At 56.5% G+C, this 12898-nt stretch carries 14 protein-coding genes; 8 read left to right on the forward strand and 6 right to left on the reverse strand.

Going from position 1 to position 12898, the window contains the following annotated elements:
• The first annotated feature begins 99 nt into the window (after positions 1-99).
• The 8 genes from potF (at position 100) to ACTJJI_RS03170 (ending at position 8280) form a co-directional block, all read left to right on the forward strand.
• Complete coding sequence (potF, locus tag ACTJJI_RS03135; protein WP_014831227.1) at positions 100-1212, forward strand: spermidine/putrescine ABC transporter substrate-binding protein PotF; 1113 nt, start codon at positions 100-102, stop codon at positions 1210-1212.
• Between the two features lie 143 nt (positions 1213-1355).
• Positions 1356-2489, forward strand: a complete 1134-nt coding sequence (potG, locus tag ACTJJI_RS03140; protein WP_046888122.1) for a putrescine ABC transporter ATP-binding subunit PotG — start codon at positions 1356-1358, stop codon at positions 2487-2489.
• A 10-nt stretch (positions 2490-2499) separates the two neighbouring features.
• Entirely contained in the window at positions 2500-3453 is a 954-nt protein-coding gene (gene potH, locus ACTJJI_RS03145; protein ID WP_014831229.1) for a putrescine ABC transporter permease PotH, read from the forward strand.
• Complete coding sequence (potI, locus tag ACTJJI_RS03150; RefSeq protein ID WP_014831230.1) at positions 3450-4295, forward strand: putrescine ABC transporter permease PotI; 846 nt, start codon at positions 3450-3452, stop codon at positions 4293-4295. Before potH ends, potI begins: the two co-directional genes overlap by 4 nt.
• A 65-nt stretch (positions 4296-4360) precedes the next feature.
• Positions 4361-4834, forward strand: a complete 474-nt coding sequence (locus tag ACTJJI_RS03155; RefSeq protein ID WP_096928627.1) for a YbjO family protein — start codon at positions 4361-4363, stop codon at positions 4832-4834.
• Positions 4835-4874: 40 nt separating this feature from the next.
• Positions 4875-6014, forward strand: a complete 1140-nt coding sequence (gene rlmC, locus ACTJJI_RS03160) for a 23S rRNA (uracil(747)-C(5))-methyltransferase RlmC (protein ID WP_257256100.1) — start codon at positions 4875-4877, stop codon at positions 6012-6014.
• Between the two features lie 105 nt (positions 6015-6119).
• A complete protein-coding gene (locus ACTJJI_RS03165) occupies positions 6120-6827 on the forward strand; it encodes a response regulator transcription factor (RefSeq protein WP_014831233.1) in 708 nt (235 codons plus the stop codon).
• Positions 6814-8280 (forward strand): sensor histidine kinase, encoded by a 1467-nt coding sequence (locus ACTJJI_RS03170; protein ID WP_334751724.1) that lies wholly within the window; start codon positions 6814-6816, stop codon positions 8278-8280. Before ACTJJI_RS03165 ends, ACTJJI_RS03170 begins: the two co-directional genes overlap by 14 nt.
• A 41-nt stretch (positions 8281-8321) precedes the next feature.
• Here the strand turns inward: ACTJJI_RS03170 and artJ are convergent, their stop codons facing one another.
• The 6 genes from artJ to ACTJJI_RS03200 form a co-directional block, all read right to left on the reverse strand.
• Complete coding sequence (gene artJ, locus ACTJJI_RS03175; RefSeq protein ID WP_013097364.1) at positions 8322-9053, reverse strand: arginine ABC transporter substrate-binding protein ArtJ; 732 nt, start codon at positions 9051-9053, stop codon at positions 8322-8324.
• Between the two features lie 155 nt (positions 9054-9208).
• Positions 9209-9877, reverse strand: a complete 669-nt coding sequence (gene artM, locus ACTJJI_RS03180) for an arginine ABC transporter permease ArtM (protein WP_440653012.1) — start codon at positions 9875-9877, stop codon at positions 9209-9211.
• Entirely contained in the window at positions 9877-10593 is a 717-nt protein-coding gene (gene artQ / locus ACTJJI_RS03185; RefSeq protein WP_013097362.1) for an arginine ABC transporter permease ArtQ, read from the reverse strand. The genes artM and artQ overlap by 1 nt, the downstream gene beginning before the upstream one ends.
• Before the next feature lie 6 nt (positions 10594-10599).
• Entirely contained in the window at positions 10600-11331 is a 732-nt protein-coding gene (gene artI, locus ACTJJI_RS03190) for an arginine ABC transporter substrate-binding protein ArtI (RefSeq protein WP_014831236.1), read from the reverse strand.
• 20 nt (positions 11332-11351) lie between these two features.
• Positions 11352-12080, reverse strand: a complete 729-nt coding sequence (gene artP, locus ACTJJI_RS03195; RefSeq protein WP_013097360.1) for an arginine ABC transporter ATP-binding protein ArtP — start codon at positions 12078-12080, stop codon at positions 11352-11354.
• Between the two features lie 226 nt (positions 12081-12306).
• Positions 12307-12825: a lipoprotein gene (locus ACTJJI_RS03200; RefSeq protein WP_014831237.1), complete on the reverse strand. Its 519-nt coding sequence runs from the start codon at positions 12823-12825 to the stop codon at positions 12307-12309.
• Between the last annotated feature and the right edge of the window lie 73 nt (positions 12826-12898).

The raw sequence follows: 12898 nt of genomic DNA on the forward strand, positions 1-12898 counted from the left end.
TATTTTGAGCAGAGCGACAAACTATGCATGATTTTTGCATATATCCAGATTGCACAGTTTTAGTTCGTTTGTTAACGAGCTTTCAGAAGGAATAACACTATGATCGCCTTGAATAAAAAATGGTTATCGGGTCTGGTTGCGGGTGCTCTGATGGCCGTCTCTGCCGGCACGCTCGCTGCGGAACAAAAAACGCTGCATGTCTATAACTGGTCTGACTATATTGCACCGGACACGGTGGCTAATTTTGAAAAAGAGACCGGTATTAAAGTGGTCTATGACGTGTTCGATTCCAACGAAGTGCTGGAAGGCAAACTGATGGCAGGCAGCACCGGTTTTGACCTGGTGGTACCGTCCGCAAGTTTCCTTGAGCGTCAGCTGACCGCAGGCGTTTTCCAGCCGCTGGACAAGAGCAAATTACCAAACTGGAAAAACCTCGACCCGGAAGTGCTGAAGCTGGTGGCCAAGCATGACCCGGAGAACAAATACGCTATGCCGTATCTGTGGGCAACCACCGGTATTGGCTTCAACGTGGATAAAGTCAAAGCGGCGCTGGGCCCGGACGTCAAGCTGGACAGCTGGGACGTGGTGCTGAAGCCGGAAAACCTCGCGAAGCTGAAAAGCTGCGGCGTCTCCTTCCTGGATGCCCCGGAAGAGATTTTTGCCACCGTGCTGAACTATCTCGGCAAAGATCCGAACAGCAACAAGGCGGATGACTACACTGGCCCGGCGACCGATCTGCTGCTGAAGCTGCGTCCGAATATCCGTTACTTCCACTCTTCACAGTACATTAACGACCTGGCAAACGGCGATATCTGCGTGGCAATTGGCTGGGCAGGGGACGTCTGGCAGGCGGCTAACCGTGCGAAAGAGGCGAAAAACGGCGTGAATGTCTCCTACTTCATTCCTAAAGAGGGGGCGCTGGCCTTCTTTGATGTCTTCGCCATGCCTGCCGATGCGAAAAACAAAGACGAAGCGTATCAGTTCCTTAACTACCTGATGCGTCCGGAAGTGATTGCCCATATCAGCGACCATGTCTACTACGCCAACGGTAACAAGGCCTCTTTGCCACTTATCAGCGAAGAGATCCGTAAAAATCCGGCTATCTATCCGCCAGCGGATGTGTTTGCCAAACTGTTCACCCTGAAAGTTCAGGATCCAAAAATTGACCGTGTACGCACCCGTGCGTGGACCAAGGTGAAAAGCGGTAAATAACGGCGTTTGGTAACGTTGCCCGGTGGCGCTATCGCCTACCGGGCCTACGCAACCCGTAGGCCGGGCAAGCGTTCGCGCCGCCCGGCGATGCGCACCCTGACGGTGCGTTTGCACCAGTTTTGATCTATGCCGGAGAACACCCCGTGAATGACGCGATCCCCCGCCCGCAGGCGAAAGTCCGTAAAGCGCTGACCCCGCTACTTGAAATTCGTAACCTCACCAAATCTTTCGATGGCCAGCATGCCGTGGACGACGTCAGCCTGACTATCTACAAAGGCGAAATATTTGCCCTTCTGGGGGCGTCTGGCTGCGGTAAATCAACCTTGTTGCGCATGCTGGCCGGGTTTGAACAACCTACCGCCGGGCAGATTGTGCTGGATGGCGTGGATCTCTCCAGCGTACCGCCGTATCAGCGTCCGATAAACATGATGTTCCAGTCTTACGCGCTGTTCCCCCACATGACGGTGGAGCAGAACATCGCGTTTGGCCTGAAGCAGGACAAGCTGCCGAAAGCCGAAATCACCGCGCGCGTGGCCGAGATGCTGAATCTGGTCCATATGCAGGAGTTCGCGAAGCGTAAACCGCACCAGCTTTCCGGCGGCCAGCGTCAGCGCGTGGCGCTGGCCCGAAGCCTGGCGAAGCGCCCGAAACTGCTGCTGCTTGATGAGCCGATGGGTGCCCTGGATAAAAAACTGCGCGATCGTATGCAGCTCGAGGTGGTGGATATCCTCGAGCGCGTGGGCGTGACCTGCGTGATGGTCACCCACGACCAGGAAGAGGCCATGACCATGGCCGGGCGTATCGCGATCATGAACCGCGGTAAGTTCGTGCAAATTGGCGAGCCGGAAGAGATTTATGAACACCCGACCACCCGTTACAGCGCGGAGTTCATCGGCTCGGTGAATGTCTTCGAAGGGCTGCTGAAAGCGCGTGAAGAAGACGGGCTGATCATTGAATCGCCAGGGCTGCAGCATCCGCTGAAGGTCGATCCGGATAACTCCGTGGTGGACAACGTGCCGGTCTATATCGCCCTGCGTCCGGAGAAGATCATGCTCTGTGAAGACCCTCCGGCCGATGGCTTTAACTTTGCCGTGGGCGAAGTGGTGCACATTGCCTACCTGGGCGATCTCTCTATCTACCATGTCCGTCTGAAGAGCGGGCAGATGCTCAGCGCCCAGCTGCAAAACGAACATCGCTACCGTAAAGGACTGCCGACCTGGGGCGACGAAGTGCGTCTGTGCTGGGATGCGGACAGTTGTGTTGTGCTGACGGTTTAAGGAGCGGCCAATGAGTACACTTGAACCTCCAGCCCGCGTCAAAAAACCGGGCGGTTTTGCCCACTGGCTGGCGCGCATGCAGATGAACCACGGCCGTAAGCTGGTGATCGCCATGCCGTATATCTGGCTGATCCTGCTGTTCCTGCTGCCGTTCCTGATCGTTTTCAAGATAAGCCTGGCGGAAATGGCGCGGGCCATCCCACCGTATACCAACCTGCTGGACTGGGCCGACGGTCAGCTGACGCTGACGCTAAATGTTGGCAACTTCCTGCAGCTGACGGAGGATCCGCTCTATTTCGAGGCCTATCTGCAGTCGCTGCAGGTGGCGGCGATCTCCACGCTCTGCTGTCTGCTGATGGGCTACCCGCTGGCATGGGCGGTGGCGCACAGTAAGCCCTCGACGCGCAACATTCTGCTGCTGCTGGTGATCCTGCCGTCGTGGACCTCGTTCCTGATCCGCGTCTACGCGTGGATGGGGATCCTGAAAAATAACGGGGTGCTGAATAACTTCCTGATGTGGTTAGGGGTTATCGATCAGCCGCTGACGATCCTGCATACCAATCTCGCGGTCTATATCGGGATTGTGTACGCCTATCTGCCGTTTATGGTGCTGCCGATCTATACGGCGCTGACGCGTATCGACTACTCGCTGGTGGAAGCCTCGCTGGATCTGGGCGCCCGTCCGCTGAAGACCTTCTTCAGCGTGATTGTGCCGCTGACCAAAGGCGGGATTATCGCCGGGTCGATGCTGGTGTTTATTCCGGCGGTGGGGGAGTTTGTGATCCCTGAACTGCTCGGCGGCCCGGACAGCATCATGATTGGCCGCGTGTTGTGGCAGGAGTTCTTCAATAACCGCGACTGGCCGGTGGCCTCTGCGGTGGCTATCGTGATGTTGCTGCTGCTGATCGTGCCGATCATGTGGTTCCACAAGCATCAGCAGAAACAGATGGGAGATCACGGATGAACAACTTACCGGTAGTGCGCTCTCCGTGGCGAATTGCGATTCTGGTGATCGGCTTTACCTTCCTGTATGCGCCGATGCTGATGCTGGTGATCTACTCGTTCAACAGCTCCAAACTGGTCACCGTATGGGCTGGCTGGTCGACACGCTGGTACAGCGAACTGTTCCACGACGATGCGATGATGAGCGCGGTGGGGTTGAGCCTGACCATCGCGGCGCTGGCGGCCACGATGGCCGTAGTGCTGGGGACCATCGCCGCGCTGGTGATGGTGCGCTTCGGACGTTTTCGCGGTTCGAACGGCTTTGCCTTTATGATCACCGCGCCGTTGGTGATGCCGGACGTGATCACCGGGCTGTCGCTGCTGCTGCTGTTTGTGGCACTGGCGCATGCCATTGGCTGGCCGGCGGATCGCGGCATGCTCACCATCTGGCTGGCGCATGTGACCTTCTGTACCGCGTACGTGGCGGTGGTCATCTCCTCGCGTCTGCGCGAGCTGGATCGCTCCATTGAAGAGGCTGCGATGGATCTCGGTGCCACGCCGGTGAAGGTCTTTTTCATCATTACGCTGCCGATGATTATGCCGGCGGTGATCTCCGGCTGGCTGCTGGCCTTTACCCTGTCGCTCGACGATCTGGTGATCGCCAGCTTTGTCTCCGGGCCAGGGGCGACGACGCTGCCAATGCTGGTCTTCTCCAGCGTGCGCATGGGGGTGAACCCGGAGATCAACGCCCTGGCGTCGATTATCCTCGGCGTGGTCGGAATTGTCGGATTTATCGCCTGGTATTTGATGGCGCGCGCGGAAAAGCAGCGCGTGCGCGATATCCAGCGTGCAAGACGCGGCTGAAGGAATTATTATTTCCAGTGATGTGCCGCGCATGACGCGGCACTGTTTTTCAGGGAAGTAAAACATTGGGATTATTAAAAAAATCACGTCTTACGCACGCTCGTCCAAACGTTCCTGCGCTGGTGCAGGTGGCGGCGCTCGCTATTATTATGATCCGCTGTCTTGATGTTCTGATGATCCTCAACACCCTGGGGGCGCGCGGCATCGGTGAATTCATTCACCGCAGCGTGCAAACCTGGAACCTGACGCTGGTTTTCCTCAGCAGCCTTGTGCTGGTATTTATCGAAATCTACTGCGCGTTTTCGCTGGTGAAAGGGCGCAACTGGGCGCGCTGGATTTATCTGCTGACGCAGGTGATTGCGGCGGGTTATCTGTGGGCCGCCTCGCTGGGCTACGGCTACCCTGAGCTGTTCAGCATCGCGGGCGAATCGAAACGCGAGATCCTGCGCGCGCTGTTTATGCAAAAACTGCCAGATCTGCTGGTGCTCTGCCTGCTCTTTGTTCCTGCGTCCAGCCGACGGTTCTTCCGCCTGCAATAATGTGTATAATCGCAGCCCTCGTTATTCTTAAGGTTTTCCTATGCAGTGCGCACTCTATGACGCCGGACGCTGTCGCTCCTGTCAGTGGATAGAACAGCCGGTCTCTCAACAACTCACCGCCAAAATGGCCGACCTGCAACAACTGCTGGCTGAATACGCGGTGGGCGAGTGGTGCGCACCCGTCAGCGGCCCGGAGCAGGGTTTTCGTAATAAAGCCAAAATGGTGGTCAGCGGCAGCGTTGAAAAACCGCTGCTGGGCATGCTGCATCGCGACGGCACGCCGGAAGATCTCACCGGCTGCCCGCTGTATCCTGCCTCGTTTGAGCCGGTCTTTGCGGCGTTAAAACCGTTTATTGCCCGGGCAGGATTAACCCCTTATAACGTTGCCCGCAAGCGCGGCGAGCTGAAATACCTCCTGCTGACCGAAAGCCAGATGGACGGCGGTATGATGCTGCGCTTCGTGCTGCGCTCGGACGCTAAATTGGAGCAGCTTCGCGCGGCGCTGCCATGGCTGCAGGAGCAGCTTCCGCAGCTGAAGGTCATTACCGCCAACATTCAGCCGGTGCATATGGCGATCATGGAGGGGGAGACAGAGATCTTCTTCACCGGGCAGCATGCACTGGCGGAAACCTTCAACGATGTGCCGCTGTGGATCCGCCCGCAAAGTTTCTTCCAGACCAACCCGACGGTGGCGAGTGCGTTATATGCCACCGCCCGCGACTGGGTTCGGGTGTTAAACATCCATCATATGTGGGATCTGTTCTGCGGTGTCGGGGGCTTTGGTCTGCACTGCGCCACGCCGGAGATGCAGCTGACCGGGATTGAGATCTCCGCCGAAGCGATTGCCTGCGCAAAACAGTCTGCCGCTGAGCTCGGATTAACCAATCTGCACTTCCAGGCGCTGGACTCCACGCAGTTCGCGACCGGGCAGGGCAACGTGCCGGAGCTGGTGCTGGTCAATCCGCCACGCCGGGGCATTGGCAAGGTGCTGTGCGACTATCTGAGCCAGATGGCGCCGGATTACATTATTTACTCCAGCTGCAACGCCCGCACCATGGCGACAGATATCGCTCACCTGCCGGGCTACCGCGTTGAACGCGTTCAGCTTTTCGATATGTTCCCGCATACTGCGCATTATGAAGTGTTGACGTTGCTGATCCGCATCCCGGGTAAGGCGTAGCCGCCACCCGGCATGACATCCGCAAAATCTTCAACAAAATGTGAACTCTTCAACCCTGCGAAATCAGGTAAGCTTACGTCATAAGAGATGAAATAAGGCTTACCCATGAAGCAGATCCTGCTGGTGGAAGATGACCACGATATCGCGGCACTTCTGCGACTCAATTTAGAAGATGAAGGCTACACCATCACCCACGAGCCCGACGGCGGCAACGCGTTACAGTGCCTTGAAAAACAGCCGTGGGACGCGGTGATCCTCGATCTCATGCTCCCTAACGTCGACGGCCTGGAGATTTGCCGTCGTATTCGCCAGATGACGCGCTACCTGCCGGTGATCATTATCAGCGCTCGCAGCAGCGAAACCGATCGAATTACCGGACTGGAAACCGGCGCGGATGATTATCTGGCAAAACCGTTCTCGGTGCAGGAACTGATTGCCCGCATCAAAGCACTGTTCCGCCGCCAGCAGGCGATGGGGCAGGCGCAGAGTACCGGGAATATTCAGGCGCATGGCCTGACGATCGATCCGCTGGCCCGCAGCGTGCTGCTTCACGGCCAGATGGTGGATCTCACCCCGCGCGAGTTTGAACTGCTGTACTTCTTTGCCCGCCATCCTGGCGAGGTCTTCTCGCGCCTAGCGCTGCTGGAGCAGGTGTGGGGCTATCAGCACGAAGGTTACGAGCATACCGTTAACACCCATATCAATCGCCTGCGCATCAAGATTGAAAAAGACGCAGCCGAGCCGGAGATCATTCGCACCGTGTGGGGCAAAGGCTACAAATTCGCGGAGCTGAACCCAGATGCGCCGCTTTAGTCTGAGCCAGCGCCTGACGCTGCTGTTCATCTTATTGATGATGCTCTGTGCCACCGTCGCCTGCGCGGTACAGCTCTACAGCAGCATGCAGTATGGCAACGCCATGGTGCAGCGTCTCTCTGGTGGCCTGGCGCAACAGATCGTGCAGCGCGAAGCGATTCTGAACGCACAGGGCAGGGTTGATCGCAACGCGCTGAAACCGCTGTTTGACAGGCTGATGACCTTCAATCCGAGCGTTGAGCTGTACGTCGTCTCCCCGGATGGCGATATCCTCGCCGATGCCGCACCGCCGGGCCATATTCAGCGACAAAGCATCGATCTTGCGCCGGTACAGGAGTTCCTCAGCGGGGCGGCGATGCCAGTTTTTGGCGACGATCCGCGCAGCCAGAACAAAAAAGTGTTCAGCGCGACGCCGTTACGTCAGGACGGCGAACTTAAAGGCTATCTGTATATTGTTCTGCAGGGCGAAGAGTCGAACGCGCTGGCCCAGATGGCGTGGCACAAGGCGCTGTGGAGTACGCTGCTCTGGTCATTGCTGTGGGTGGCACTGTTTGGCCTGCTGGCGGGGCTGCTGGTCTGGTACTGGGTGACACGTCCGGTTAAACGTCTCACCGAGGAGGTCGCCGGGCTGGACCAGGACAGCATCAGTACGATCAAACAGCTGGCGGCACAGCCGCTGGAGGTCGCGGCACAGGATGAAGTGGCGCTGCTGCGTAACAGCTTTATTGAGCTGGCGCGCAAAATCACCTCCCAGTGGGATCAGCTGGCCGACAGCGATCGTCAGCGCCGGGAGTTTATCGCCAACATCTCGCACGATTTACGCACGCCGCTGACCTCGCTGCTGGGCTATCTGGAAACGCTGTCGCTGAAATCCGCCACGCTGACACCGCAGGAGCATCAGCAATACCTCGCCACGGCGTTGCGTCAGGGGCAGAAGGTGCGTCATCTGTCGCAACAGTTGTTTGAGCTGGCGCGTCTTGAGCACGGCGGCATTAAACCGCAGCGTGAACGCTTCGCAATGGGAGAGCTTATTTCCGACGTGGCGCAAAAGTTTGAGCTCACGGCGCGCACCCGCGAACTACAGCTGCAGATTGACGTTCCCGGGCCGCTGCCGCTGGTGTACGCCGATGTTTCAATGATTGAGCGCGTGGTGACCAATCTGCTGGATAACGCGATCCGCCACACGCCAACCGGTGGCAGGATCCGTCTCGCCGTGTGGCAGGAGAATGAAAAGCTGCAGGTTGAGGTGGCTGACTCAGGAACAGGGGTGGATGCCGCGTTGCGTGACGATCTGTTCCAGCGGCCTTCGGCGTTAAATCTGCAGGCGTCGCGGGAAAATCGCGGCGGGTTAGGGCTGCTGATTGTCAAACGGATGCTGGAGCTGCACGGGGGCGGGATCAGGCTGATGGAGTCGGTGAGTGGGGCGCGGTTCAGGTTCTTCGTGCCGTTGTGAGAGAGTGCCGGGTGGCGCAGCGCCTTACCCGGCAAAAACCATTACTGCGGGAACCACTGGTCGCTGATTTTCTGATACGTACCGTCAGCTTTAATCGCCTTCAGCGCGCCATTCAGTTTTGCCAGCAATGCTTTATTATCCGGACGTACCGCGATGCCCAGACCCGTACCGAAGTACTGCGGATCGGTTACTTTCTCGGTCGCCGTACCCAACTGCGGGTTGGTTTTCAGCCACTCGTTCACCACGGCGGTGTCACCAAAGACGCCATCGATACGGCCATTTTTCAGGTCGATGATTGCGTTCTGATAGCTGTCATAGGCCACGGTTTTCACTTCAGGATGTTTGTCCTGCAGGTATTTCTGGTGCGTGGTGCCGTTTTCCATCCCGATGCGTTTGCCTTTCAGCTCATCAAAGGATTTATAAGCCCCCTTCTTCGCAATCACCACCGCCGAGTTGGCGTAGTACGGGTCGGTGAAGGCTACCTGCTTGCTACGTTCTGGCGTGATGTCCATACCGGAGATCACCGCGTCGTATTTTTTGAATTTCAGGGACGGGATCAGGCTGTCGAAGGCGTGGTTGGTAAATGTGCAGTCGGCCTGCATCTGTTTGCACAGCGCTTTCGCCAGATCGATATCAAACCCCACGATCTGATTGCTGGCATCCAGCGATTCAAATGGCGGGTAAGTGGCAGAAACGCCGAAATTGATTTTATCTGCTGCTGTTGCGCCTGCGGCAAAGGTTGCCAGTAATGCGGCCAGAACTAACTTTTTCATTATCATACTCCCGTCTGTAGGTCTTATGAAGGTACAATGCCATTTAATGAATTTGTATTCAATATAAATGATTAAATATTTATTAAAGAATAAAAAAAAGCGGATAACCCATCAGGTTACCCGCTCCCTTAATTGCGTTTTATGCATTCGCGTGATTAATTTCTGCGCTCAAACGCCAGCGCTTTACGCTCGATCAGGCGCATCATCAGCGTCAACAGTCCGTTAACCACCAGATAGACCACGCCTGCGGCGCCGAATACCATCACGTCGTAGGTGCGCCCGTACAGCAACTGCCCGTGGCCCATGACTTCCATCAGGGTGATGGTGTAGGCCAGCGAGGTACTCTTGAACACCAGCACCACTTCGTTGGAGTAAGAGGAGAGGGCGCGCTTAAAGGCGTACGGCAGCAAAATGGCCAGCGTGTCTTTCTTGCTCATGCCGAGCGCCCCGCAGGACTGCCATTGCCCTTCCGGAATGGCGCGGATCGCCCCGTAGAACAGCTGGGTGGTGTACGCCGCGCTGTTCAGTGAGAGGGCAATCAGGGCACACAGCCACGGCTCAGAGAGCAGGTGCCAGATAACCGGATACTCCTGCAGCGACGGGAACTGACCCGGGCCGTAGTAAATCAGGAAGATCTGCACCAGCAGCGGCGTACCGGTAAAGAGGGTGATATAGCCGCGCACAATCCACACCAGCACCGGCGTTTTCAGCGTCAGGATGATGGTAAAGATCAGTGCCAGGATCAGCGCCACGATGATGGACGCCACGGTCAACGTCAGGCTGGTGTGCAGCCCTTTCATCAGCTCGGGTAAATACTCCAGCATCAGCCTGGTCTCCGTTCAAAGCGCGTCGCACGCAGGTCAATACGCTTAAGGATGTACTGACTCAGCAACGTGATCACCAGGTAGATAGCCGCCGCCACAATGTACCAGGTAAACGGCTCCTGGGTGCGGGTGGCGATGCTTTTGGTCTGCAGCATTAAGTCGTTAACGCTTATCAGGCTCACCAGCGCGGTATCTTTCAGCAACACCAGCCACTGGTTACCTAAACCCGGCAGGGCATGACGCCACATCTGCGGCATCACCAGACGGAAGAAGATCGCCGCTTTCGACATCCCCAGCGCCTGGCCGGATTCCCATTGTCCCTGCGGTACCGCTTTCAGCGCACCGCGCAGGGTTTGCGACGCATACGCAGAATAGAGCAGGGAAAGGGCAATGACGCCGCAGAGGAACGGGCTGACGTCGAAGTTTTCAATCTGCATCTGCACCGGGATCTGCACGACGCCAAGATTGAGGGTAAAGCCGTCCGACAGCGTTAACAGCAGCTGTGAGGAACCGAAATAGATAAACAGGACCACCAGAATCTCCGGTAGCCCACGCAGCACGGTGACCAGTGCGGAGCCGGTCCAGGCGACAGGGAACCATTTTGCAGATTCCCATACCGCAAAGAACATCGCCAGCACCAGGCCGATAATCAGTGCGCAAACGGCAAGGCCGACGGTCATCCCGGCGGCGCTTGCTAAAGGAAGAATTTCATTCATCAGGAATTACTTCTGGAACCATTTTTTATAGATGGTTTCGTAGGTGCCGTCTTTCTTCACTTTTTCCAGCGCAGCGTTAAATTTCTGCTGCAGCTCAGTGTTGCCCTGACGTACGGCAATCCCCAGACCTGTGCCGAAGTAGTCCTTATCGGTCACTTTGTCGCCCACTGGCGCGAGTTTATCGTTGGCTTTCAGCCATTCGGTCACCACCGCGGTGTCACCAAACACGCCATCGATACGGCCGTTCTGCAGATCCAGCTTCGCATTCTGGTAGCTGTCGTAAGGCACGGTGGTGATTTCCGGATGTTTATCCATGATGAATTTCTGGTGGGTGGTGCCGTTCTGCACGCCGACTTTCTTGCCTTTCAGCTGGTCAACAGAGGTATATTTCCCTTTCTGACCAATGAACAGGGCGGAGTTGTCATAGTACGGCGTGGTGAACAGCACCTGCTTTTCACGCTCTGGCGTGATGTCCATACCGGCCATCACGGCGTCGATACGGCGGAACTTCAGGCTTGGGATCAGGCTGTCAAACGCCTGGTTGCTGAAGGTACAGGTCGCGTCGATCTCTTTACACAGCGCGTTAGCCAGATCGACATCGAAGCCCACAATCTTGTTGTTGGCGTCGATAGATTCAAACGGAGGATAAGACGCTTCGGTGGCGAAACGGATGGTCTGGGCTGCGGTAGCGGAAAGGCTGACGCTAGCGAGCAGCGCGGCAATCAATACTTTTTTCATTATCATTTTCCCTAGCACAATCAGTGAGATAAGTAGTTTTTGAAGGCATCAGTTTGCGGGTTGGTAAAGCAACTCGCATCACCTTGCTCAACGATATACCCGTTTTCCATGTAGACCACACGGCTGGCGGTTTTACGCGCCACTTCCACTTCATGGGTAACGATGACCTGAGTAATGTTGGTTTCCGCCAGCTCACGAATGATGCTCACGATCTGGGCGGTGATTTCCGGGTCCAGCGCGGCGGTGGGTTCATCAAACAGCAGCACCGCAGGCTCCATCATCAGCGCACGGGCAATGGCCACACGCTGCTGCTGACCCCCGGAGAGGTGCAGCGGATAACGATCGCTGTAGGGCTTAAGGCGCAGACGCTCCAGCAGCTTTTCAGCCCGCGCCATCGCCTGATCCTTGCTCAAACCGAGAACGCGGCACGGCGCTTCAATCAGGTTTTGCAGGACAGTCAGGTGCGGCCAGAGGTTGTATTGCTGGAAGACCATGCCAACGTTTTGACGCAGTTCACGAATCGCTTTATCGGACGGCGTTTTCGCAAAATCAAAATGGTTACCGGCAATCGCCAGCGTACCCGAACGGGGCATTTCAAGCAGATTAAGAACACGCAGAAGGGAGCTTTTACCCGCGCCGCTTGGGCCAAGCAAAACCAGCGTTTCGCCTTCGGGGCACTCGAGCGTGATGTCGAACAGCGCCTGGTGTGCGCCGTAGAAGCAGTTAATGCCGTTTAGTTTAATACTCATCGGGGCAGTCTTTACTCATCCAGGCAATCTATAGCAATTGAGGCCGCAGATAGTACCGTTGACAGAATAGTTATGCAATATTTCTGCGTTAAAAGTTAAATATAACCCGTAATACCCCTTAAACATAGCACAAAATAGCGAAGGCCAGGGGCGGCGAGTATAAATGTCGGCATTCCGCATGAAATGCCGCACATTTTTCGGGGTTTACAATTCTGAAACAGAAGGTTTAACGATTCTCAATCGACTGGCGCAGCGTGCCTGCCGGGGCATGAACGCTGCCGCCGACATAGCGTACGTCGTCCACCGCCCAGCACTGACCTTCGCGGATCATCAGCACTTCATCCTGCCAGGTCTGGGTTCCCTGGGTCAGCTTCACGCGCAGAGGAATGTTTCGCGCATCGGTGTTCGGGATGGTCGAGGCGCTGGCCACCTCGGCGCTGTCCGGCAGTGTGGCGCGGCTGGAGAACGGATCGGATTTCAGCAGCGCATTATGCTGCGGATCGCGCGAGGCATCGTTCAGCAGTTTTGCCAGCCCATCGCTCAGGTACGGACGCAGGCCGGTGAGATCGTTGCTGCGGTGTTGAATGCGATAATCATAGAACTGTTGCGCCACGGTATCCGGGCCACCCTCTGTACAGGGGCCGCTGCGGGTACCGATATCCTTAAAGGCTGGCGTGACCGTGGTGGTACACGCGCTGAGCACCAGCGCGCAGGGCACCAAAAGCGTTAAAGCAGAGTAGCGCATGTTGATTTCCTTATTTATTAACTATCCTTTCAATCATAGCGTAACGGACCGATAATGCTGGTGAAGTTATGGG

It is taken from the genome of Enterobacter sp. 22466 (genome assembly GCF_052044775.1).
Taxonomy (GTDB): Bacteria; Pseudomonadota; Gammaproteobacteria; order Enterobacterales; family Enterobacteriaceae; genus Enterobacter; species Enterobacter dissolvens.